At 47.8% G+C, this 22,609-nt stretch carries 20 protein-coding genes, 1 other RNA gene, 5 pseudogenes and 1 riboswitch; of the genes and pseudogenes, 15 read left to right on the forward strand and 11 right to left on the reverse strand.

The genetic code is table 11. The features are described from left to right. Positions 1–65: 65 nt before the first annotated feature. Positions 66–266, reverse strand: coding sequence for a sulfur carrier protein ThiS (gene thiS / locus PGN_RS00755; RefSeq protein WP_039416892.1), 201 nt, complete (start codon positions 264–266; stop codon positions 66–68). Positions 267–357: 91 nt separating this feature from the next. Continuing rightward, a riboswitch (TPP riboswitch) is annotated at positions 358–468 on the reverse strand. 170 nt (positions 469–638) lie between these two features. Between thiS and PGN_RS00765 the strand changes: the two genes are divergently transcribed. Together PGN_RS00765 and PGN_RS00770 are read left to right on the forward strand one after the other, a co-directional pair. Then, positions 639–1,409, forward strand: a complete 771-nt coding sequence (locus tag PGN_RS00765) for a hypothetical protein (RefSeq protein ID WP_012457292.1) — start codon at positions 639–641, stop codon at positions 1,407–1,409. A gap of 259 nt (positions 1,410–1,668) precedes the next feature. Continuing rightward, positions 1,669–1,977, forward strand: a complete 309-nt coding sequence (locus PGN_RS00770; RefSeq protein ID WP_012457293.1) for a hypothetical protein — start codon at positions 1,669–1,671, stop codon at positions 1,975–1,977. 265 nt (positions 1,978–2,242) lie between these two features. On the opposite strand, the gene PGN_RS10095 is transcribed toward PGN_RS00770, so the two are convergent. Both PGN_RS10095 and PGN_RS12230 read right to left on the reverse strand, forming a co-directional pair. Further along, the gene (locus PGN_RS10095) at positions 2,243–2,476 is read right to left on the reverse strand and encodes a hypothetical protein (RefSeq protein ID WP_012457294.1); all 234 of its coding nucleotides are present in this window, start codon (positions 2,474–2,476) and stop codon (positions 2,243–2,245) included. A gap of 117 nt (positions 2,477–2,593) precedes the next feature. Next, positions 2,594–2,638: pseudogene (locus PGN_RS12230) on the reverse strand (hypothetical protein); the annotation flags it as partial. Position 2,639: 1 nt separating this feature from the next. Between PGN_RS12230 and PGN_RS12235 the strand changes: the two are divergent. Beyond that, positions 2,640–2,690 (forward strand): annotated as a pseudogene (locus tag PGN_RS12235) (DUF1661 domain-containing protein); the annotation flags it as partial. 120 nt (positions 2,691–2,810) lie between these two features. Continuing rightward, positions 2,811–3,080, forward strand: a pseudogene (locus tag PGN_RS10100) (transposase); the annotation flags it as partial. Positions 3,081–3,267: 187 nt separating this feature from the next. On the opposite strand, the gene PGN_RS00775 reads toward PGN_RS10100, so the two are convergent. Continuing rightward, positions 3,268–3,846 carry a 30S ribosomal protein S16 gene (locus tag PGN_RS00775; RefSeq protein WP_012457297.1) on the reverse strand — a complete coding sequence of 193 codons (579 nt, stop codon included), beginning with the start codon at positions 3,844–3,846 and terminating at the stop codon, positions 3,268–3,270. Positions 3,847–3,999: 153 nt separating this feature from the next. Continuing rightward, positions 4,000–4,406, reverse strand: a transfer-messenger RNA (tmRNA) gene (gene ssrA / locus PGN_RS09990). Positions 4,407–4,631: 225 nt separating this feature from the next. Between ssrA and PGN_RS00780 the strand changes: the two genes are divergently transcribed. Then, entirely contained in the window at positions 4,632–5,603 is a 972-nt protein-coding gene (locus PGN_RS00780) for a Gfo/Idh/MocA family protein (protein WP_012457298.1), read from the forward strand. Positions 5,604–5,720: 117 nt separating this feature from the next. Here the strand turns inward: PGN_RS00780 and PGN_RS00785 are convergent, their stop codons facing one another. Both PGN_RS00785 and PGN_RS00790 read right to left on the reverse strand, forming a co-directional pair. Continuing rightward, the gene (locus PGN_RS00785) at positions 5,721–6,530 is read right to left on the reverse strand and encodes an MBL fold metallo-hydrolase (RefSeq protein WP_005873709.1); all 810 of its coding nucleotides are present in this window, start codon (positions 6,528–6,530) and stop codon (positions 5,721–5,723) included. Between the two features lie 52 nt (positions 6,531–6,582). After that, positions 6,583–7,662 (reverse strand): asparaginase, encoded by a 1,080-nt coding sequence (locus PGN_RS00790; RefSeq protein WP_021663757.1) that lies wholly within the window; start codon positions 7,660–7,662, stop codon positions 6,583–6,585. A gap of 599 nt (positions 7,663–8,261) precedes the next feature. On the opposite strand from PGN_RS00790, the gene gap reads away from it, so the two are divergent. Further along, complete coding sequence (gene gap, locus PGN_RS00805; protein ID WP_004584653.1) at positions 8,262–9,272, forward strand: type I glyceraldehyde-3-phosphate dehydrogenase; 1,011 nt, start codon at positions 8,262–8,264, stop codon at positions 9,270–9,272. Between the two features lie 139 nt (positions 9,273–9,411). Here the strand turns inward: gap and PGN_RS00810 are convergent, their stop codons facing one another. The 4 genes and pseudogenes from PGN_RS00810 to PGN_RS12240 form a co-directional block, all read right to left on the reverse strand. Next, a complete protein-coding gene (locus PGN_RS00810; protein WP_230847035.1) occupies positions 9,412–10,320 on the reverse strand; it encodes a helix-turn-helix domain-containing protein in 909 nt (302 codons plus the stop codon). Between the two features lie 150 nt (positions 10,321–10,470). Further along, a complete protein-coding gene (locus PGN_RS00815; protein WP_012457302.1) occupies positions 10,471–11,145 on the reverse strand; it encodes a YggS family pyridoxal phosphate-dependent enzyme in 675 nt (224 codons plus the stop codon). Continuing rightward, complete coding sequence (locus PGN_RS00820; RefSeq protein ID WP_004584649.1) at positions 11,142–11,585, reverse strand: DUF4494 domain-containing protein; 444 nt, start codon at positions 11,583–11,585, stop codon at positions 11,142–11,144. Before PGN_RS00820 ends, PGN_RS00815 begins: the two co-directional genes overlap by 4 nt. 60 nt (positions 11,586–11,645) lie before the next feature. Continuing rightward, positions 11,646–11,726 (reverse strand): annotated as a pseudogene (locus tag PGN_RS12240) (hypothetical protein); the annotation flags it as partial. A gap of 408 nt (positions 11,727–12,134) precedes the next feature. Between PGN_RS12240 and PGN_RS00825 the strand changes: the two are divergent. The 9 genes and pseudogenes from PGN_RS00825 (at position 12,135) to PGN_RS00865 (ending at position 22,606) form a co-directional block, all read left to right on the forward strand. Continuing rightward, entirely contained in the window at positions 12,135–12,716 is a 582-nt protein-coding gene (locus tag PGN_RS00825; protein ID WP_012457304.1) for a DUF3575 domain-containing protein, read from the forward strand. Between the two features lie 25 nt (positions 12,717–12,741). Continuing rightward, a complete protein-coding gene (locus tag PGN_RS00830) occupies positions 12,742–14,214 on the forward strand; it encodes a DUF3868 domain-containing protein (protein ID WP_012457305.1) in 1,473 nt (490 codons plus the stop codon). 55 nt (positions 14,215–14,269) lie between these two features. Continuing rightward, entirely contained in the window at positions 14,270–15,421 is a 1,152-nt protein-coding gene (locus tag PGN_RS00835; protein WP_012457306.1) for a fimbrial protein, read from the forward strand. 273 nt (positions 15,422–15,694) lie between these two features. After that, positions 15,695–16,471, forward strand: a pseudogene (locus PGN_RS00840) (FimB/Mfa2 family fimbrial subunit). A gap of 13 nt (positions 16,472–16,484) precedes the next feature. Beyond that, positions 16,485–17,846 carry a fimbrial protein gene (locus PGN_RS00845; RefSeq protein ID WP_039417483.1) on the forward strand — a complete coding sequence of 454 codons (1,362 nt, stop codon included), beginning with the start codon at positions 16,485–16,487 and terminating at the stop codon, positions 17,844–17,846. Positions 17,847–17,860: 14 nt separating this feature from the next. Continuing rightward, on the forward strand, positions 17,861–19,873 hold the full coding sequence (locus PGN_RS00850; RefSeq protein ID WP_012457310.1) for a hypothetical protein: 2,013 nt from the start codon (positions 17,861–17,863) through the stop codon (positions 19,871–19,873). Continuing rightward, positions 19,870–21,522 carry a hypothetical protein gene (locus tag PGN_RS00855; protein WP_012457311.1) on the forward strand — a complete coding sequence of 551 codons (1,653 nt, stop codon included), beginning with the start codon at positions 19,870–19,872 and terminating at the stop codon, positions 21,520–21,522. The genes PGN_RS00850 and PGN_RS00855 overlap by 4 nt, the downstream gene beginning before the upstream one ends. Positions 21,523–21,718: 196 nt before the next feature. Beyond that, positions 21,719–21,811: a DUF1661 domain-containing protein gene (locus tag PGN_RS12245; protein ID WP_158487794.1), complete on the forward strand. Its 93-nt coding sequence runs from the start codon at positions 21,719–21,721 to the stop codon at positions 21,809–21,811. A gap of 243 nt (positions 21,812–22,054) precedes the next feature. Continuing rightward, entirely contained in the window at positions 22,055–22,606 is a 552-nt protein-coding gene (locus PGN_RS00865; RefSeq protein WP_012457313.1) for a YceD family protein, read from the forward strand. Positions 22,607–22,609 lie beyond the last annotated feature (3 nt).

A 22,609-nucleotide genomic window follows, 5' to 3' on the forward strand; every position in this document is an offset into this window, starting at 1 on the left:
ATCGGGTAATGGGTTTGGGTTTTTACTGTTTTGAGACTATCGCCTTGAAGCTGAAGGCACATCGGTCAGCCTCCGTAGGTGGCTTGGATGATCAGGATCTCATCGCCTTCGGACAGACGGAAGTCTCCCCACGAGGCACGGGGTACGACTTCTCCGTTTACGGCTATGGCCGTGCGCTCCACTTGGATCCGCTCGGCTTCCAAGAGAGTAGCCAGTCCCATACCTTCGAGGCATATGATCGGTTGGTTGTTGATAGTAACTTGCATTTGCGTGCTTTTGAGGGATAATATCTGTTCTTTCGCATGTGGTTGACCGTCCACAATGGGGTGCTTCTCCCGAAGCTGCTGGCACGCATAGTGTGTATTCGATTCTACATTCCTCCGCCGGTATTATCCGGATCAGGTCTATGGGTATTATCTCAGCCTGCCGTATCGCAATTCTTGCCGGCAAGCACCCCCGTAGCGGTCTGTCGAGGGCAAATGTAGGTATTCTTTCGTACAATCCGGAAAACACACCCGAGAAAAAGAGAAAACTGCAAGAAAAAAAAATGTTTTCCTCCAAATCCGGCTCCGTCAATCTTTTAATAATTTGATACCTTCGCTCCCTTTTAGAATCGATAACACAAAAAAATCACTGAAATGAAAAAAACTACTTTGACAGGATCGATATGTGCTTTACTCCTGTTTTTGGGTCTCTCGGCCAATGCCCAATCGAAGTTAAAGATCAAGAGCATTGAGGCAGCTACCACTTTCAGTTCGGCCACGGCCGGAAATGGTTTTGGTGGCAATATCTTCGGCATGGACATGAGCATACGGATGAGGGTACACCACAGCATTCTGCCCGAAGGGTTGGATTTTTCGGTAGGAATACATGAAAGAAGAGCACACTGGGAAGAGGCCGGAAGTCCGAAGCTCATGTATACGAATGTTCCAAGTATCATTGGTATTGTTGAAAAGGTAATAGTCTTCGAAGACGCAGAAGACTTTTTTGACAAAAAAGCTCTCGGCCGTTTCCTCATCAGTCTGGGGATGTCCTATACCAAGCATCTGGGAGCGTATTGGGGATGGGCCAATGACGCCCATATTCTTTTCTCGCCGATACCCAAGAGCAAGGTCCACTACGACACCTACACAAGAGCAGGCAGTGACCTTGTACTTCAGTCCGAAGATGTTGCCACAGTGAGCAATGGCTTTTCACCGGGGATCGGACTCAAAAGTTCTATTTGGTGGAAAATGCCCATCAAGAGCAAATATGATTTCCGCCTCGGTTTCAGCTTGGGCTATGAGTATCTGAACCTACTATATCCGTATCGTAATTTCAGGCTGGATGGAAATAAGCCTCTTTCGGCTCTCTCTCCACGCATGAACCACATCGGCCATGTGGGCTTCAACTTTACCGTGGGCCTTTGAACTAATTGAAATAATCAGAGCCACTTATGGCTTTGATTCCAAATTGAACCAAGCGGCTCTGCAAGGGGAAGCGGCACGTATGAGAGATATGTCCGTCCCGAGTAGAGCCGCTTATTCATGTGTGGAGCTTGTCGCATCATGCCTTTGCATCTCCCTCCTATTGCATTTGTGCGAGGGGGAATATGCACCCTGATAAATCTGTATCTTAGCCGTGGTTGATATTAATGACTCCGAATTTGTGAAAATAAATGATTGCAGTATGAAAAACAATTTTTACAGAAGAAGCTTATTGGCAATGAGCGTTTTTTTCTTCGGCGCATGCGTCCTTTTTGGGCAGAAAAACAGCGATAAGCAGGATGATCCGATCTTGCTTTATCCTCTTGGGACTACGTGGTATTACCACACAAGTGAAAAAACGAGTATGGACTCACCTTCGTATTTCAGGTATATCCGCCATCGTGTCGAGAAGAATATCCAAATAGGCGAATACCAAGCTCAAGAGATACAAGTGGTTCATAAAGATTGGACAGGCATTGAGACCCCGATGGAGCCTTTTTACCTATATTGAAAAGGGGGTAAGGCTTATGCTGTAGAGTCTGATGGCTTGCGACTGCTCTATGATCTCGCAGCAGAGGTTGGCGACGTTATACCCCTTCCCGTCAACCAAGGTACAGCCGTCGAGGGCTTTTCTCATGGGACGACAACGGTCATTGAAAATACATTATGACCGAAACGGATTTCCGAATATATATTGACGAGACCCTGTACTTCTGTGCAGGGTCTTTTTTCATGCCGATAGGGGACGGCCGATTGGCTTTTTGCATGAATCCTTTTCATCCACCGTCCGATTGGCCGTAAGAAACCTGTTTTTCATCTATCCCGATCACAGAACCACCCATTCGGCCGTGGCGACAGCGCACGCAGAGATTTAAGGAATGATTGTAGGCTGTTTCTTGCTCCCTGCACGGATGCAAGACACGATTGTAGGCCGTTTCTTGCTCGTTGCAGCGATGCAGGAGACCGGAAACGCCGTTTCTGCTCCCATCAACACACTCTCTATCTGACATTTACGGACATTTAACGCAAGAAAAAACGAATGCGTGGAAATCGCGTCTCTCTCCCCACTATTGCTACTCTATGCAACTCCTCGACCGAAGTTGTAGCGTTACTCGGCACAATGCTTTTCAGTACACGTCACTCCTAAAAACATGGCGTGGGAACTTTTTGGTTTTGGCGCGGAAAGCAAAAAATTCTCACGCCACAACGAAAAAAATCTCGTTCCATTTTTTCAGAAAATTCAAACCAAAATCCGTGTGTTTTTGGTTCGGATCGATGAATCTGAAGTGTACTGTGGTCAGAAAAAATATCATCCATAGAAAGATTCGGGAATTAGCAGAGAGACAGGCTATGGCTAATAGGATCATCGAAGTGAATCATCGTCTCAACAACTACAAAGCGCAGGCTAAGGATCGGCTCAACTCGGAGTAAGGTCTTGTGCACCGCAAGCGACGATGTATTGAACCCGAGGCGATCTTTGGGCAACTTAAGGCGAACATGGGGTATCGACGTTTCAGACATATGAGACCGGAGTGGGTGAAGATGGACTTTGCCTTTCGGGCTATGGCTTTTAATCCGAAAAAACCGGGCGTCAAATTGGCCCAAAAGGCGAAAAACACCTCGGAGAGGCATATCAATCCTCAATCTTAACCTGATTTGCTTCTACGTCTTCGAAAAGCTAAAAAGTAGGGTCTCCAAGATGAAGCCGGTTGCCTAACCGACTGCAAGGAGCAAAAAAAGAGGGCTGTGACAAAACTGAATTTTGTCACAGCCCTCTGTCATTTGGAAAATTCGTCAGTAATTATTCTGCGCTTTCAGCTGCAGGAGCTTCTTCGGCAGCAGCTTCCATGGGAGTTTCTTCCGTTTCGGTAGCTTCTTCGGCAGCGGCAGCAGCCTCTGCTTCAGCCTTAGCTTTGGCCTCTGCAGCTTTTTTCTCTGCCACAGCTTCTGCACGAGCCTTGTTTACGGCCTTCTCTGCTTCGAGCTTAACCTTATCGTCCGCTACAGCGGCTTCTTTCACCTTTGCCTTCATGTTGTTAAGAGCATCTTTTTTGCCCTTCAACCAAGCCTCGAACTTGCTTTCTGCTGCAGCTTGATCGAAAGCACCCTTCTTAACACCACCAAGGAGGTGCTTCATCATGAGCACACCCTCACGGGACAAAATATTACGTGCCGTGTCGGTAGGCTGTGCGCCTACACCGATCCAATACAAAGCGCGCTCGAAATTCAAATCTATTGTAGCAGGATTCGTGTTCGGATTGTATGAACCGATCCTTTCAATAAACTTGCCATCTCGTGGCGCCCTGCTGTCTGCGACAACGATCTTATAAAAGGCATAACCTTTGCGACCATGTCGTTGCAATCTGATTTTTGTTGCCATTCTTTTGAATTTATTATTTGCGTTCGCTATTGTATTAGCGGCTGCAAAGATAGATTATTAAAATGGAACAAACAAAGTGGCTTTCTCTTGGCACATACCACAAAAAAACGATCGGGTACAGATAAGCACTCAGCCTGTCTGTACCCGATCGGATGGTGGAGCTGGAGGGAATTGAACCCTCGTCCAAACATGGAATCAATATGCTTTCTACATGTTTAGTTTCAGTTGGAATTTTCGTGAGCGAGCGGAGGCTGAAACGACCCAATGCACGATCCTTATCTTCCGTTCGATCTGACCACAGGCAGGAAGCATCCTGTAGCGGTTCCCGATTTGTCAGCACCGCACCATCGAGCTACTTCGGGAAAAAGCTGCTCGGGCGATGTCTCGTCGCTGCCACTTAGGCGGCGATGAAGCGTCTAATCTACTATTCTTCGATTACGCAGCGAGAGCGTAGTTATTTTCGCCAATTAAACTTTTGATGTCTGAGATTATAGTGCAAGCCACCCACGCACTACATGCTTACATACCGCTTCATCACGCTGTCAAAGCCGATCAGCCCCATTGTGTGTATCGATAGTGGGAGCAAATGTAGCATTATTTACCGAAGCGATGCATCTTTTTTTTTCGAAAGTTTTTCATTGATCATTTACTGACGTGTACTTGCCGTTTGATTCCCTTCGGAGGAAGGAAGCAATCCTGAGGAGAAAAGAGATGGTTTTCGCCTTTACTCCTTACCTTTGTCCGGATCAGGATGTTTCTGATCGGATATAATGAGGAACAGGACAATGCACAACTTTGCCATCATCGGTGTGGCCGGCTATATTGCTCCGCGCCACCTTCGCGCCATCAAGGATACAGGCAACCGCTTGGTATCGGCTATGGATAAGTTCGACAGTGTGGGTATCATGGACAGTTACTTCCCGAAAGCTGCCTTCTTTACGGAGCAAGAACTGTTCGATCGTCACAACTCCAAGCTACGAGGAACCGATCAGGCTATCGACCACGTGTCCGTTTGTACACCGAACTATCTGCACGATGCTCATTGTCGCTATGGCCTGCGACTTGGAGCGGATGTGATATGCGAGAAGCCTTTGGTGCTCAATCCTTGGAATATAGACGCTTTGCAGGAGATCGAGCAAGAGACGGGGCATCGGATCTATAATATTCTTCAACTGCGACTCCATGAGTCTATCGTGGCCCTGAAGAGAAAGATCGAATCCGGACCGGCCGACAAGATCTATGATGTCACGCTGACGTATATTACTTCGCGTGGCAACTGGTACTATACGAGCTGGAAGGGAGACGAGCGTAAGAGCGGCGGTATAGCAACGAATATCGGTGTCCATTTCTACGACATGCTGTCGTGGATTTTCGGCAGTGTCCGACACAATGTCGTACATGTGTATGAGCATGACAGGGCTGCCGGCTATCTGGAATTGGAGCGCGCCCGTGTGCGTTACTTCCTCTCGATCAATGAAGAGCTTCTGCCCGAGAATGCCGTACAGGGAGAGAAGCGAACCTTTCGTACGATAGAAATCGACGGCGAATCATTCGAGTTCAGTGAAGGGTTTACGGAGCTGCACACCGAGAGTTATCGGCGGATTTTGGCCGGTGAAGGTTTCGGTTTGGACGAAGCTCGCAACAGCATTCAGATCGTTCATGACATTCGCAATGCTTCTCCCGTAGGACTGAAGGGCGAATACCACCCCTTTGCACGTTTGCCCCTGGCCTCTCATCCTTTCGGATGGAGACGCTGAAAAGGAATTTCTATAATCTTATCCGTCACCCTTCTCCTGTAACAATCACAGTTATGGGAAGGGTACTTATTTGCCGCAGTATATGAAGTGCGAGAAGGGGGGAGGGGTCTCTATAGGTCAGTCCTCTAAAAGAGTATATAGAGATGAGGGGGATGTACGCTTGAGTACGGTGAGTTCCATATCTTTTCCGACACGAATCCCCTCACTGAACAGGCGATATTCGATGGATTTCCAGCACAGGTCGGGGTGATTGTTGTCCTTGCTCAGGTGGCACAGCCATACGTGTTTCATCCCCGGATGGAACGTTCTGGCAAGGAAGTCGCCCGTTTCTTGATTGCTCAGATGTCCGTTCGGTCCCGATACTCGCTCTTTCAGAAACTCCGGATAGGGTCCGCTTAGCAGCATCTCACAGTCATAGTTGGCTTCCATAACGAGATAATCGGCTTTGGAAGCATAGTGAGAAATGGTGTCGGTGATGTGTCCGACATCGGTGCACAGCGTGAAGCTGAAGCCCGGAGCCGTGATATGGTACCCTACGTTTTCTGTGGCATCGTGAGGGATGGGAAAGGCCGTTATATCGAATCCGGCCAGACGAAATGTTTCTTCCTGAAGGATATTGCGCCGAGAAAGGAGCGGGAGGTGATCCATGTATCTACTGCTGTTGATACCGTTATGTACTCTTTCCGTAGCGAATACGGGCAGGTGGAATTTTTCTCCCAGGCAGCCGATGGTCCGAATGTGGTCGGCATGGTCATGTGTGACCAATACACCTACGACATTGCCTTCGATGGGGAGCTGATGATCTTTGAGGGCTTTGGAAATGCTTCTTAATGGAATGCCTGCGTCGATAAGCAGTGCCTGATTGCCATTGGAGAGATAGTAGCAGTTGCCACTACTGCCACTGGCGATACTCATGAATTTGATCATCTTGCTTTCCGTTCTCCTTTGCTCTTTGCCCCGACTGTCCGACTGAAAAAGATCAGCATCGGCATTTGTTGTTTTCGTACCCTTCGCCCACGCTTATTTCTCCTTTTAGAGAGCGTTTCATCTCTGCTTTTACACGCTCGGGTGTATAGCCACGCCCGAACAGATACATGAGCTTGATGATGGCACACTCCGTCGTACTGTCATAACCGCTGATAAGTCCGATGTTTTCGAGTTGATGCCCCGTTTCGTATCGATGCATATCCACATAGCCCGATACGCATTGGGTAACATTGACGATGACGATTCCACGCTGAACGGCCTTCTCCAGAGCATTCAGGAACCACGGCTCCATGGGGGCATTGCCACTACCGTATGTCTCCAAGACTACACCCTTCAGTGAGGGGATGCCGAGAATACTCTCCACTACTTCTCGTGTGATGCCGGGGAATATTTTCAGGATCACAACGTTTCTGTCCATTTCCGTCTGGACACTGAGGGCGGCATCGGCCCCTCGGTCTGCTATCAGAGCATCCTCGTATCGAATGTCGATACCGGCATAGGCCAAGGGTGAAAAGTTGTATGAAGCAAAGGCGTCGAACTGGTCTGCACTGACTTTCGATGTACGATTGCCACGCATCAGATAGTTGTCGAAGAAAATACAAACTTCCGGTACGCGGGCATAGCCGTTTTGTTTGGCTGCAGCAATTTCGATAGCGGTGATGAGGTTTTCTTTGCCATCCGTACGAAGGGTACCGATAGGCAGCTGTGACCCTGTCAAGATTACGGGTTTCTGCAGATCATCCAGCATAAAGCTTAGAGCAGAGGCCGTGTAGGCCATCGTATCAGTGCCGTGTAGGATGACAAAACCGTCGTAGGCCCGGTAATTCTCCCGAATGGTGTCGGCCAGCCTTACCCACAAATCCGGAGAGATAGCGGCCGAGTCGATGGGAGGATCAAACTGGATGGAGTCGATTTTGAAACCGAAATTTTTCAGTTCCGGCACATTGGTTTCCAGATATTTGAAGTCGAAAGCTTCTAATACTTTCGTCTCCGGATTCTCAATCATACCAATTGTCCCCCCCGTATATATGAGGAGAATCGCAGAACGTCCTGAAGCAGATTTAGTTTGCATTATGTGGTGAGCTAAACAAAACGGTGGCGGTTTTTTCCTTCCGGCTTCCAAGATCGCACAGCCATCGGACTATGGCTTTGGATACGGCCGGTGCGCAAAGATAATAAAAGCTCGTTCAGAGCATGCTTTACGGCCAGAGCAATCGCATTTGAAGTGTTAACACACATATAAACCTGATGATGCTCCATCCAAAATAAGCTTAGCACGATATTGTCTGAGAGCGTAGAGAGGAAAACGATCAGGAGTAAAAAGTCAAGAGGATAAACTTCTTTGCTCTCTATCCGTGGGCCCGAGACCATGAAGAGACTTTCCGAGAATGGCATTCAGCTCAAGGAAAGAAATCTCATCAAGGAATAGCGAACGATCAACAGACGATACGGCTTGCTTACGAATGTCCGAGAATGGAGTAGCTTTGTGGTGCAAAAAAAATGTTTTTGTGCAAGAAAATCAGCCGTTTGTGGATTATCTTCCTTACTTTTGCAGCAAGGTCATTGGAACGCTGTCTATCGGGAAGAATCTCTGCGGATCCTTTTCGGGGGAAAAACAAAGTATTCCGGACAAAACAATAATGGTTAACATTAAAATATAAGCACTTAGTTATGACGAAAGTAGGTATTAACGGCTTTGGCCGTATCGGCCGCTTGGTATTCCGCGCTGCACAAACACAAAACAGAAGCGACATTGAAATTGTAGCCATCAACGACCTGATCGATGTGGAATATATGGCGTACATGCTCAAGTACGACAGTGTACACGGTCGTTTCAATGGGACAGTCGAAGTCAAAGATGGTCAGCTGATAGTAAACGGGAAAGCCATTCGAGTTACAGCTGAGAAGAACCCTGCCGATCTGAAATGGGATCAAGTCGGAGTGGAATACGTAGTGGAATCCACCGGTCTTTTCCTCACGAAAGAAAAATCCGAAGCACACCTTGCTGCCGGTGCCAAGTATGTAGTTATGTCGGCTCCCTCTAAAGACGACACGCCTATGTTCGTATGCGGAGTGAATACGGATAAGTACGTAAAAGGCACGAAGATCGTTTCCAACGCTTCTTGTACCACCAACTGTCTGGCACCCATTGCCAAGGTACTGAATGACAACTGGGGCATGGTAGGAGGTCTCATGACCACGGTACATGCCACCACAGCTACGCAGAAGACAGTGGACGGCCCCTCTGCAAAAGACTGGCGCGGCGGTAGAGCAGCAGGCGGCAATATCATCCCCTCTTCCACCGGTGCAGCCAAAGCAGTAGGCAAGGTGATCCCCGAACTGAACGGCAAACTGACGGGTATGTCATTCCGTGTGCCGACACTGGACGTATCGGTAGTAGACCTGACATGCCAGTTGGCGAAACCGGCTAAATACGAAGATATTTGTGCTGCCATGAAGAAAGCTTCGGAAGGAGAACTCAAAGGCATTTTGGGCTACACGGACGAAGAAGTGGTTTCCTCCGACTTCATCGGCGAAACCCGTACTTCCGTATTCGATGCCAAGGCCGGTATCGCACTTACGGATACCTTTGTGAAGATCGTTTCATGGTACGACAACGAAATCGGATACTCCAACAAAGTACTCGATCTCATCGCCTACATGGCTAAGGTAAACGCATAAGACTTGTACGAGATCCGATCGGATCTTTCATTACTCCCTCACGGGGCTGTACCGAAGGAACTATCCGGGTACAGCCCCGTGTTCTTTTCCGGATTATCGACTAACCAATTCCCCTCCAATATCATCAGATAGTCGCACGTCAGCTCTCTTCGGACTGTCTATTTCGAGCTTCCTGACTGCGATATTCGCCCGGACTCATACCGGTGTGCTGCTTGAAATACTTGCCGAAAAACGACTGGGTGGAGAAGTTCAGCTCATAGCCGATCTCCTGGACCGTCTTATCCGTATAGCGCAGCAAGGACTTGGCCTGCTGGATGATGAAGCTGTTGATGACTTTGGAGGCAGACTGTCCCATGACGGTCTTTATCGTCAGTGCCAAATGTTTGGAGCTGAGGCATAGCCTGTCTGCATAGAACTTGACCGTATGCTGCTCTTTGTGATGCTCGGAGACGAGGAGCAGAAAGTCGCGGCAAATAGTCTCCGACCTGGTGTACTTGCAGTCCTTCTCGACCTCGTCGGCAATCATATCGTCAAGAAAGAGAAAGAGAGAGCTGATCAGATAGATGACAATTTCTTCCTGATGACGCCCCCCGTTTTGCAGGGCGTTGCGGATGAGATCCAGCGTTGCCGTCAGAAAATCTTTCTCCATGCGTTCCGGACGGAACGGTTCGTTGCTGTGTAGCTTATTGATGATAGAGATAAAACCGCTGATCCTGATCGCCGATAAAGCAAGAATCTCCTTGTCCAGACATAAATGAAAGGCACGAAAGCAAGAGGATTCTATCACTTCTATCGTCTTGCGAGGCATGACTACCAATAGCTCGCCCTCCTTCACCTCGATCTCCCTCGAATCGATCAAAAGTCGCGCATAGCCACGCGTACAAACAGAAAAGAGCATGGATTCGAACAGGAACGGCGTAGCCACAGCTGCAGCCGGGAGGGATCGCTTGTCATTGCACAGCAAGACCCGGTCTCCAAGCGTATTCATTTTACCCCCCAAGTATCCTGCAAGCTCATTGATCGAGAATACCTTTAGCGGAATAGTCATAAAAGAGAATTTAGATATAGGAAACTGCATCGAATCCATTTGCCGGTCGCGACGGCAAACATCCGAGACTGTTTAGTACCGATACCGGTAGTAACGTACGAGAGCATGGCTCCGGCTCTTCCCATTCCGGAGCAAAACCCATTCCCTCTTTCAATAGCGTCGTTCGCCGAAGATCGTAGTTCCGATACGAACGATGGTGCTTCCTTCTTCGATGGCCAGCTCGAAATCGCCGCTCATCCCCATCGAAAGCTCACAAAAATCAGCAGAATCGGAGAAGAAGCGCTCTTTCATCTCTCTGAACAGCGATGCCAACCGGCGAAATTCTCTGCGAATCTGCTCCCTGTCGTCCGTGAATGTAGCCATCCCCATCAGACCGGCAATCTTGACTCCGGTATCGGAGCCGCGTGCCAAAACAGCCTCCAAAACTTGTGGCAATTCCTCCGGCGTAAAGCCGCTTTTGGTATCCTCCGATGCGATATGCACTTCCAATAAAACCGGCACGGTACGCCCTACTTTCGACGCCTGACGGCTGATCTCGTCGAACAACTTCAGAGAGGATACGCTCTGGATCATCGAGATGAAAGGGACGATGTACTTCACCTTGTTTGTCTGTAGGGGCCCAATGAAATGCCACTCCACATCATCAGGCATCGCTTCCACTTTGCTCATCAGTTCCTGTACCCGACTCTCGGCGAAAACTCTTTGACCGGCCTCATAAGCCTCCATGAGTTCTTCCACGGGATGGAACTTGGAAACAGCCGCCAGACGCACACCCTGTGGCAATGAGCGGAGAATGGGGACTAACCGTTCGGCAATGTGCGTCATTGTGCCGGCACGTATTGGAAAACATCCATCAGTGCAGTCTCCGCTACTGATGCTATCTCATAGTCGGCCAATCCCTTGCCCATCTGCTTTTCCAGTTCGGCCACCGCATTGGGCAAGCTGTCCGACTTGACAAGCATGAACGCCGGCGTCTTTTTCTCCACCCCGTTCTTCTCATCTATCGTCACGTATAGCACCTTGCAACGATAGTAGCGATCGCATTTGTCGTCCTCGTTCAGGAAGAGTTCGGCATAGTTTACCTTGCGAATATTACTGATGTTGAACTCTCCCATACTGACGAAAGGGGTGATCTCCTCTATCATCTTGGCCTCTGCCAATGTGAAAGAATCGGCATCTACCAAGTAGCTTTCCACCACCTTCTTAGGCATTCCATTATCGGCCACCTTCTCATACGTGACCTTGCATTCGAACCATGCAGCCATAATCTATATGAATTAAACTTATTGGATGGCAAAGATAGCAAAAACGTAAGCCGACGATTTTCATCGGAGAAGAAATCTCTCACAAAAAACGCACCGAAAAAGCAGAAATTGCGGTTCCGTTTTTCGGCAAAACACGCGCGACTTTTTTTCTGTTTTGGCGCGAGTTTTTTTTCATTCTCGCGCCAAAACGAAAAACTTCCGGAGCCATGTTTTTTTCGTTTGTCGATTCTCTATTTTCTCGAACCGGAAGCATCTCTCGATATCACCTTGCAGAGACAAAAAGGCGAAACTAAAAAAACGAGCAATCCGACATCCACAAAAAAAATAAGTTTCGTTCGCCCATAAAAACGCCTGCAAAACCCCAAAAACACGTATTAATACGTAGAGAAAATACGTGATTCTCCGTATAAAACTGCGAGTACAGTAGCATAATTTTGCCTTTACAAAGAGAGCAGAAATAGGAGACGGATCCAAGACCGCTGCTTTCTTCTGCATTCACATGGCCACATGTAATGTAAACACTGTAAGAATTTATTACACAAAAAGCATATGAAAAGGAAAACACGATTGCTGATTATCGGGATCGTCCTCTTTGCAGGGCTGATCCCCACCCTTCGGGCACAGCAGATCGGGCTGAAGACCAATCTGCTTTATTGGGGTACGACGACTCCCAATGCAGGATTGGAGTTTCGCATGGGAAAGAAGTGGACACTCGATGTTTCGGGAGGTTACAACCCTTTTACATTCAGCCACCATCGCAAACTCAAGCATTGGCTCGTGGCTCCGGAGCTTCGCTATTGGACGTGCGAAGCTTTTTCCGGCCACTTCTTCGGGCTTCACGGCATCGGAGGTGAGTACAATGTGAATGATATCGACATCCCCATCGGCCGGCTCAAAAAGCTCAACAACTACCGATACGAGGGATACGCCATTGGTGCAGGTCTGACCTATGGCTATCAGTGGCTGCTGGGCAAAAGATGGAACTTGGAGGCATCGATCAGCGGAGGATTCGTCCACTTCGATTATGACAAATTCGAATGTGCCAAGTGCGGCAAAAAGATCGCGGAAGGCAAGTACGACTACTTCGGTGTGACGAAAGCCACACTTTCGCTTATATACATCATTAAGTAATACCTTATTTATACAGACAAGCTATATGAAACAGAGTCGCCATATCATCCTGTCGTTTCTCTTCGGAATGTCTACGCTTGCCGTGACAGGCCAGACCCATCTCGGGGGCATTAAGGTGAGCGAGAAGCACGTGGTCAAGAAAACGGGACATACCGCCAACGTAAAGATGGACCTTGATCTGACGGCCATACCGGATATGAACAGCAATCTGCTGATGGTGGTTACCCCCATTATTCGTTCCAATACATCGAACGATCAAGTCGCTCTCCGCCCGTTCCTCCTGATGGGGAACAGACGTTATCGCATCATCGACCGTCGTATCGCTCTCGATAAGCACCACATCTACAATCAGCCCGACACCAAGCCTTCTGCGATGGTAAAGCGTCGCAACGGCAAGGAACAGAGCATGGACTATTCTGCCGCTACTCCATATAGGCCATGGATGCGCCACTCCTCAATGATTCTATTGGCCGAGAACTCGGGCTGTGCCGACTGCCCACTCGGATCAGAAGAAACCACACTTACGGACGACGCTTTGGTGCCACTGTATGAAGCGGACTATCAATACGAGATCATTGTACCCGAGGGAGAGCTGCTGAAAAAACGCGAAGAGACTCTCTCCGCTCACTTAGCCTATCAGGTAGGGAAATATGTGGTCTTGCCACAGTTCGACGGCAATCCGGCCGAGTTGGCACGTATTGACAGCAAACTGAAAGAAATCGGAAACGATAGCGATATCATTTTCGAAAAGCTCTCCATGGTAGGCTATGCTTCGCCGGAAGGTGGCGTAGAATACAACGCGAAGCTCTCCAAGGATAGGGCGCATTCATTTGCAAGCTATCTCGTTAACAAGTACCCCATCCTAAAAAGTCGATTCGAATACGATTGGAAAGGGCAGGATTGGGCAGGTCTGCGTGCGGCTGTAACCAAGAGCGAGCTCTCGCAAAAGGATGCCATACTGGAGATCATCGACCAAAAGCCGGTCGGTGAGCGTACAGCCGCGCTCCGAGCTATCGATGGCGGGTCTCTCTATGCCACATTGCTCTCGGACTATTACCCCCCGCTTCGCCGAAGCGAGCTTACATTCCATATCGTGGTCAAAGGATTTGAGTTGGACAAAGCACGTGAAATTATCAAGACACACCCCTCTCGTCTGAGTCTGGCGGAGGTTTACGCCGTAGCGCAGAGCTATCCGGAAGGGAGCCACGAACGCTACGAAACGTGGACGATAGCAGAGAAAACTTTCCCGAAAGCGATAGAGCCGACAGCTAATGCGGCCATAATAGACCTTCGTGCCGGTAGGTATCCGCAGGCTCTGGCTCGCCTCGAAGCACGCAAGAGCGAACCCAAGCTATGGATGTTGTTGGGCTTGGCATATGCCTACAGCGAAAAATGGGCTGAAGCCGAGAGCTATCTTACTCGCGCTGCGCAGCAAGGCCAGCCCGGAGCACAACACAATCTGAACGAACTGCGACGCTATATGCAAGACAATCTCTAAATGGGAAAAGATTAGATTTTTAGAAAACAATATTCACTTTTAAAACAAAAACGAGATGAAAAAAACAAAGTTTTTCTTGTTGGGACTTGCTGCTCTTGCTATGACAGCTTGTAACAAAGACAACGAGGCAGAACCCGTTACAGAAGGTAATGCCACCATCAGCGTGGTATTGAAGACCAGCAATTCGAATCGTGCTTTTGGAGTTGGCGATGACGAATCAAAGGTGGCTAAGTTGACCGTAATGGTTTATAATGGAGAACAGCAGGAAGCCATCAAATCAGCCGAAAATGCGACTAAGGTTGAAGACATCAAATGTAGTGCAGGCCAACGTACGCTGGTCGTAATGGCCAATACGGGTGCAATGGAACTGGTTGGCAAGACTCTTGCAGAGGTAAAAGCATTGACAACTGAACTGACTGCAGAAAACCAAGAGGCTGCAGGGTTGATCATGACAGCAGAGCCAAAAACAATCGTTTTGAAGGCAGGCAAGAACTACATTGGATACAGTGGAACCGGAGAGGGTAATCACATTGAGAATGATCCTCTTAAGATCAAGCGTGTTCATGCTCGCATGGCTTTCACCGAAATTAAAGTGCAAATGAGCGCAGCCTACGATAACATTTACACATTCGTCCCTGAAAAGATTTATGGTCTCATTGCAAAGAAGCAATCTAATTTGTTCGGGGCAACACTCGTAAATGCAGACGCTAATTATCTGACAGGTTCTTTGACCACATTTAACGGTGCTTACACACCTGCCAACTATGCCAATGTGCCTTGGCTGAGCCGTAATTACGTTGCACCTGCCGCCGATGCTCCTCAGGGTTTCTACGTATTAGAAAATGACTACTCAGCTAACGGTGGAACTATTCATCCGACAATCCTGTGTGTTTATGGCAAACTTCAGAAAAACGGAGCCGACTTGGCGGGAGCCGATTTAGCAGCTGCTCAGGCCGCCAATTGGGTGGATGCAGAAGGCAAGACCTATTACCCTGTATTGGTAAACTTCAACAGCAACAACTATACTTATGACAGCAATTATACGCCTAAGAATAAAATTGAGCGTAACCATAAGTATGATATTAAGTTGACAATTACAGGCCCCGGAACGAATAACCCAGAGAATCCTATCACAGAGTCTGCTCACTTGAATGTACAGTGCACTGTAGCTGAGTGGGTTCTCGTTGGTCAGAATGCTACTTGGTAATCGACCCGTCAAACGACTAAAAAACTTTCATAGTTTGTCTATATCGGAATACAGGGAGCGGGGTTCGCTCCACTCCCCGTATTCATTCTCTCCAAATCAAATAGGGAAATCACAATCACCAATCAAAGAATCATTGTTATGAACGACGCTAAGAAATATATCGTATCGGTGCTGATCTTACTCGTGGCCGGAATGTTTGGCGGATGTATCAAAGAGGACTATTCCGATTGTCCCCGTCCGTTTCGCCTGACCGTCAGGGCTTGGGATGCCGATATGCAAGATATTACCGAAACCGGAGCCGTGCAGCGCGTCGTTATTTTCGTTTTCGACGAAACCGGCCGCCGCATCGACCGACTGATGATGGACGCCGCACAAGTGGCTGCACGCAAACCGATACCATTGGAATACGACGGCCCCACTACGGTGTCTTTCGTGGCATGGGCCAACCCCGACGATCACATGCTGGAAGAAACAGCCAATGTGCAAAGCGTCTAAGACTTATTCTTCAGGCTTTCCTCTACCGACGGTATAGCCCAATCGCCCGGAGACCTTTTTTCCGGTGTACTGACCTGCCCAATAGAGTACGGCTCTATCGAACAGGGTACAGACCAAACTGTCGATATCTACCGCCGTACGGCACAGGTACATATCATCATACGCGGCTATCAAGAGTGGCTGGAAGCTAATGGCCCCAGACAACTGCCAGACTATGCCGACATCCTTTTGGGAGAAACTACCGACACTTATACCGGCCTGGCCGAGCTCATCGGCAATGCCGTCCAATACCGTCCCGACGGACAGATACAAAACGGGGATTTCATTTCTCCCATCTTCAGAGTTTATCCCACACTTGATACTACTCCTCTGCATCTCAAACTCTATGCATACGGACAAGAATTGCTGAATATCAGCACAGGTTCGGATGGAGTACCATTCATACCCGTCATAGGCAAAATGCTCAATATCTACATAGACCTGCGTGGAGCAAACCTCAATGTACTCGTATCCGTCACCCCTTGGGACGTAGTGCAACAATATGCAGAATACTAATCCGACAGCTATTATGAAAATGAAATATTTCCATCATCCTTCGGGACTACTTCCACGCCTTCTCCTGTTATTACTTTTAACGATGGGGGCGGTAGCATGTACCAAGGAAGATAATCCCGATCAGCCCACCTCGGACGAAGTGGCAACAGTAAAGATGTCGCTTGACGATGTCGAAATGCGAGGCGGAGACCTCTACAGTGGAGAAGATCTGATCAAGAAAGTGCGCATATTCGTCTTTCGTGAAGGGCTAAACGGTCTTTGGGTTCTCGACAAGCAAAAACTATTTGCTTCGGGGCAGTCCGATTTCCAAAATCCTTTCACGATCAGTGCTCACGCCGGTCCTCGCCAGATATACGTGATCGCCAATGAACCCGATGCCCTTACGACAAAGCTGGATAAAATCCTTTTCAAGAAAGAACTTGAGGATATGCAAGCTCCTGATGTGAACGAGCCGATAGTCCGACCATTCACCATGACGGGAATGGCTACGGCGACTCTTAATCCGCAAGGCACTGTGCAAGCAAACATCAGCCTCAATCGTATTGCCGCCAAGATCACACTGGACATCAAGCAAGTTACTCCCGGCAGCGATGTAATCAAGATTACTAAGGTGCAGATCCTTCGCAACGCCAAGAACTCGCGCCTGCTCGAAGGCACAAACAAACCTACAGGATATTGGAATTGGGCGAATGCCTGCGATCTTCCATTGACGAACAACGGCAGCGCCCAGAGCATCATTCAGGCATCCGCTCCTCTCTACGTATATGAGAACATAGGATCAGACTCAGACTCTTCCGGACGCGCTACGCAGCTTGTGGTGGAAGCTCTCTACAATGGTATTAAGACCCGCTACTATGCCTACGTGAACGATAAGACCACTACGGCCAATCATCACTACTCCATTCGCCGCAACCATCATTACAAACTGGACGGGACGATCACAAAAATGGGCGAATTCAGCAGCTTGCTTCTCACGACCACCGTCCTTCCGTGGACAGTAGAGAATTTGGATTACGGCTTCCTTGTACCCTATGTGGCAGAAATAAATCCGCATGCAGTCATTACGCAAGACAACGTAGTTACTTTCGAAAACTCTTTGTCGTTTACGGTCAGAATCAAAGGTCGAGATGGTAGCCGTTGGAAAGCGACTTTAGATAATGGATTGGAATTCGGTTTTGATTCCGGCAGTGCTATTGACGGGGCTGCCGATGGGACTACCGTCTACACTATCAAAGTCAAAGCTTTGAAACCTAACGGCATCGGTATACAACGAAGAACGAATCTCTTTTTCACGGTAGACGGAAAAAAAGTGATTCTTGACAAGAATATCAACCCCCAACCTACCGATATTAAGATCATACAACAAGGACTTTAAGCGGATTATTCATTATGAGAACAAATAGAATTCTAAATATCATTTGCCCTCCGATACTCTTCCTGCTTGTCGGTTTTCTATTCGGATGCGTGCGTGAAGACATAGAGTCCGATATGAACGAAACGTCTTCTCTATTTCTGCAAGTACAGCCCTATAACCAGCGAAGCGAAGAGGGAGGTGTTGCGGCATACGATGAGAATACCATAGAGCGGCTGACCCTTGTTTTTTACAAAAACGGAACTAAGGTATGGCAGGCAGAGCCGGTAGAAACAAGCCCATCCTCAAACAGCTACTACGTTCCGGTACCGGAGTCTATGTACGGACAGTTCAATGGCAATAATTCGTTCAAGATCTATTTGGTAGCCAATGTCAACTTCTCAGGCTCTTTTGAGCCGAATGCGAGCGAAACTTCTTTCCTCAAAACGCTTGTTCCGAACAGCATCCTATTGCAAAACGATGGGAAACCGGAAGATAAATTTGCCATGATCGGATCTGTGGAAAAACAAATCAATATGGCAACATCCGAGGGAAAACAATTAGGCTCTATCGAGCTCAAGCGAGTCGCGGCCAAATTGCGCCTCAAAAAACCCGTTTTAAATATTTCGGACTATGAACTGGTGGGCGATCCCAAAGCCAAATTTCGGAACTGTATGCCCAAGGGCTTCCTCAGTGTAGAAGAAAAACCCGAAGGTGTCGGATACGAAGCTATTGACTACCGGCCTATGACAGAAGCGAACTCATCCGTACATTTCTACTCCTACTATAATGAATGGGCTCTGAACAATGAAGGCAGACCCGAATTCGTTATGATGCTCAAGCTCAAAAAAACGGGCACGGACGACAATACGGCTAAACCTTACTACTACCGTATACCGGTGGATGGTTCGGACAAAAAAATCAGAAGCAACCACCTGTACGATATGGCTGTGACAATAGAAGTACTCGGCTCTCTCAACGAAGAGGATCCTGTAACGATAAACGGCTCTCTCTCTGTGATAGAATGGACGTCTCATTCAGACGATCAGACGCTCCCTGATGTACAGTATTTAGAGGTCATTCCACAGGAGACAGTAATGAATATGACGACAGAGATAGAACTCGATTATTTCAGTTCGCACAGCCTCCTTCCTCCGGCGGATGTGAAAGCCACATGTACTTACGTGAACTCGAATGGGCAACAGATAACAGACACATATACGGGAGCCAATGTTCCAACAGTCACGATCGATGCGAACACAAAAAAGATAAAGGTTCGCTCCATACTGCCGATCAACAACATCCCCAAGGACATTTCATTCACGATCAAAAACTCTATAGGGTTTGAAAAAAAGATAAAGATCAGGCAGAATCCATCGCAATTCATCATCAATACTTTTGGGACAAAGTCATCTTGGCAACCCGAAGGGAACTTGGCCCCGAATCTTAACAACAAAGCCATTTACCAAATCGTAGTACTCTCTCCCCCTGCTGATGGCAATATGATTATCGGATTCCCTCCAACGAAAGAAGTCGGCTTTTACAAGAAATCCGGTTCGAGCTATACATTAAAGCATACGGATAGGATCACAGAGCAGGATGAACAGACAGCTAATATGGTTTCTCCTTCTTTCGAATTGGCATCACAGTTAGGGGCAACTCTGGTACAAGACCATTGGGAGTATTACACATTGAATCCGCTTAGGCTTATATATCATTCTAATCAACAGAATCGATATGCCCTTATGACTTGTGCCTTCTATTGGGAGGAAAGGAAGAAAGCAGATGGAACAATAGAGCGCTTGGATGATTGGCGTCTTCCTACAAGGGCAGAGATCCAATTGGTAGACAAACTGCAACGAGAGCAAGCGGGTGTCGTAAGAGACATTATGACGGGCAGGTATTATTGGAGCGGACTACCTGATAAGGCAATAAAAATTTTGTTGCCAACAGCATCTGGAAATGCTACCGAACAAAGAGCTCACGTCCGCTGTGTCCGAGATGTCAAGAATGATAGATTTGTTAAATCTGCAAAAAGACTGAAGAAATGAAAAGTAAAAGCATAATCGCACAATTACTGTATGTGCTCATAGCATTCATGGCTGTATCTTGTGTGGCTGACAAGTCGGAACCCTGTCCATCGGGAGAGCCTACTCGGGTAAGCGGTAGCATTGTTTCATTAGAACATCATGGTTTACGAGGTGCTTCAGCGGACAAAGAGAACAGCGTAGAGAGGCTCGAGCTTTGGGTTTTCGATGAAGATGGGCACTTTCTGGAAAGAGCTGTAGCCGATCTGTCTGGATCTACATTTACAGCCAAAATCATTCCTTCGGAGGTTGAACGCAGAATTCATTTTATTGCAAACTATGAATTGGCAGACCCTTCTGTTTGGGTCGGTCGTTCCGAACGGGAAATGCTGCCATCGATCTCTGTGGCCGATGATTTGGAAACGATCCGTATGTGGGCGCGTATCTCTTATCCGTCCATAGCCCCTAATCAGAATCTCGGTCAGATTCAATTGCTACGCAACATGGCTAAGTTCTCTCTTTCTGTGACACCTCCTGCAGAAAGCAAGCTCTACGACGCCAGCTATGCTCTGTACAATTCCTGGAACAAAGGGACCTTAGCTCCATTTGACCCGAATACAGGCTCTTTTCCTCAGGGACAGATCACCGAGCCGGCAGGCGTGGTGTTTGCAAACCCGACATCGGAAGCAGCCTTTAAGGAGGCAGACGGTGCCCATTTTTTCTATGGATTCGAACGTGACCAATCCAATATAGGAACAGGGGCAGGAATCACATGTCTGATTCTAAAAGCACGATACAATCTTCCCAATGCGGACTATACCTATTATAAGCTTGACTTTGTAGATACAAACAAGGTGCGTTATAATATTACGCGCAACCACTTCTACAAAATGATTCTTAAGAAAGCCAAGGCTCCGGGAAGACCTACGCTACAGGAAGCATTGGACGGAGCCGCCGCAAACAATATATTTCTCTCGGCAGAAGTACAAGCTTTACCTGCTTTTTCCGATGGGTCCGGTATGCTGACTGTGGATCATACCTATATGGTTTTTGTCCAAGGAGAGCCATCCGGCACTTTTCAAGCCACATACATTCCTCAGGGACAGAACAATCCGGATTATTCCAAACTGACCGTATCAGTCTCCACCCCTACAGGCCAACAGGCGGCAGTTACTTCAGCTCAACACGAAGGCAACGGCAAGATCAAGCTCACATTGGCTCAGCAGGAAAACCTTACCAAGAGGTCCGATGTAGTCATCGGTGTACAAGGCAATCCTGACCTCAAACGTTCGGTTACGGTATTGGTACGCGAGAAATATCAGTATGTTTTTTTCAAAGCCAATACATCTTCGGCAGAGAACAACCAAGTAACCACTCAAATTTCGGCCGGACAAGGAAATGAGCTCCTCATTAGTGCCAAACTGCCGGACGTACTTAATGCGGCCCTTCTGCCTATCACGTTTAAAGTATATACCGAACACTTCTATCCGAAGACCGGCGGGATGATATTAGGGATAGAAGGAGGAAAGACTTTGTACAAATACGTATTGACGACAATGCCTCAGAACAAGGAGCTGCAATTTCGCTTTAAGTCGAATAAAGTGAACTCGGCTGAAAACATTGCAGTCAAGATGGATTACTTTCATGACCAAACGATTCACGTGACGAATTAGATCATATTTCATTCTCTCCTTATCAATAATCGGGGTGCGGGGTGGCAAGGATACGCCACTCCGTACCCCGGTTGCTTTTGGAGAAGTACTTGGAAGATATTCTGCTCAGCCGGAGCAGGGGGTGAAAATCACGAGCGTGAAAAGGAGAAAAAGCGGAACCGCTTTTCTGCAAAACACGCGCGACTTTTTTTTCGTTGTGGCGCGAGATTTTTTTCATTCTCGCGCCAAAAGAAAAATTTTCTCGCGCCACGCTTTCAGGCTTGGGAAACCAAAAAGAAATCGGCTGTAAATCAACACAAAGTCAAAACCTTATAAGACCTTGTCGCCGAACGCGCTGTACCCTCTCTCACTCGCGACGATAGCAAAGAGGCAGACCTCCTCCATAAGATCGAATAAGGGGATCCCCCGATTTTACGGTCGATCGAATGCTTTCGTGAAAAACGACTCGAAGGCAGACGGGACAAAAGACATGAAACTGTTTGTAATATCATCGTAAAGCGTTACTTTTGCAAAGTTTTTCATCTTACACGAAATGGCATCATCCGGAAGATACGTACTGAATCTCAAGTCGCTGCCACAAGGCAAGCACCGATTCGATTACGAATTGGATGATTCCTTTTTTGAGCAGTCCGGAAGTTACGATATTTTAGGAGGGACATTGGCTGCAAAGGTCGAAGTGGAGCGCAATGGCGATGTTTTTAATTTTTGCATTGCGCTTGACGGAACAGTCAAGACTGCTTGCGACCGATGTCTCGATGAGGTGGAAATACCGGTAAAAGAGGAAAATAAATTGGTGGTTCGTTTCGGCGATTCTTATCAAGAGTTGAGCGACGATCTGCTTGTTGTCCCTCTGTCGGAAGGCACATTGGACCTAAGTTCGCTCCTTTATGAGTATTCCGAATTGGCTATCCTGATGCAGCGTATGCATTCGGATGGAGAGTGCGACCCCGAGATGATGAATCGAATGTCCGATCTGCTGGCGATAGATGCCGATGAAGCAACAGAAGAATCCGGTATGACCGCTCACGATTCGAGGTGGGATTCTCTTGGAAAACTATTGGAACAAAAAGAACAATTTAAATAAATA

This window comes from Porphyromonas gingivalis ATCC 33277 (assembly GCF_000010505.1).
In the GTDB taxonomy this organism is placed as follows: Bacteria; Bacteroidota; Bacteroidia; order Bacteroidales; family Porphyromonadaceae; genus Porphyromonas; species Porphyromonas gingivalis.

Coding starts and splice junctions, on each gene's coding strand:
- thiS (WP_039416892.1), bottom strand. CDS start 266: ATGCAAGTTACTATCAACAACCAACCGATCATATGCCTCGAAGGTATG.
- PGN_RS00820 (WP_004584649.1), bottom strand. CDS start 11,585: ATGGCTGCATGGTTCGAATGCAAGGTCACGTATGAGAAGGTGGCCGAT.
- gap (WP_004584653.1), top strand. CDS start 8,262: ATGACGAAAGTAGGTATTAACGGCTTTGGCCGTATCGGCCGCTTGGTA.
- PGN_RS00855 (WP_012457311.1), top strand. CDS start 19,870: ATGAAAAGTAAAAGCATAATCGCACAATTACTGTATGTGCTCATAGCA.
- PGN_RS00775 (WP_012457297.1), bottom strand. CDS start 3,846: ATGGCAACAAAAATCAGATTGCAACGACATGGTCGCAAAGGTTATGCC.
- PGN_RS00790 (WP_021663757.1), bottom strand. CDS start 7,662: ATGCAAACTAAATCTGCTTCAGGACGTTCTGCGATTCTCCTCATATAT.
- PGN_RS00835 (WP_012457306.1), top strand. CDS start 14,270: ATGAAAAAAACAAAGTTTTTCTTGTTGGGACTTGCTGCTCTTGCTATG.
- PGN_RS10095 (WP_012457294.1), bottom strand. CDS start 2,476: ATGTCAGATAGAGAGTGTGTTGATGGGAGCAGAAACGGCGTTTCCGGT.
- PGN_RS00780 (WP_012457298.1), top strand. CDS start 4,632: ATGCACAACTTTGCCATCATCGGTGTGGCCGGCTATATTGCTCCGCGC.
- PGN_RS00830 (WP_012457305.1), top strand. CDS start 12,742: ATGAAACAGAGTCGCCATATCATCCTGTCGTTTCTCTTCGGAATGTCT.
- PGN_RS00815 (WP_012457302.1), bottom strand. CDS start 11,145: ATGACGCACATTGCCGAACGGTTAGTCCCCATTCTCCGCTCATTGCCA.
- PGN_RS00810 (WP_230847035.1), bottom strand. CDS start 10,320: ATGACTATTCCGCTAAAGGTATTCTCGATCAATGAGCTTGCAGGATAC.
- PGN_RS00770 (WP_012457293.1), top strand. CDS start 1,669: ATGAAAAACAATTTTTACAGAAGAAGCTTATTGGCAATGAGCGTTTTT.
- PGN_RS00825 (WP_012457304.1), top strand. CDS start 12,135: ATGAAAAGGAAAACACGATTGCTGATTATCGGGATCGTCCTCTTTGCA.
- PGN_RS00785 (WP_005873709.1), bottom strand. CDS start 6,530: ATGATCAAATTCATGAGTATCGCCAGTGGCAGTAGTGGCAACTGCTAC.
- PGN_RS00850 (WP_012457310.1), top strand. CDS start 17,861: ATGAGAACAAATAGAATTCTAAATATCATTTGCCCTCCGATACTCTTC.
- PGN_RS00845 (WP_039417483.1), top strand. CDS start 16,485: ATGAAAATGAAATATTTCCATCATCCTTCGGGACTACTTCCACGCCTT.
- PGN_RS00765 (WP_012457292.1), top strand. CDS start 639: ATGAAAAAAACTACTTTGACAGGATCGATATGTGCTTTACTCCTGTTT.
- PGN_RS00865 (WP_012457313.1), top strand. CDS start 22,055: ATGGCATCATCCGGAAGATACGTACTGAATCTCAAGTCGCTGCCACAA.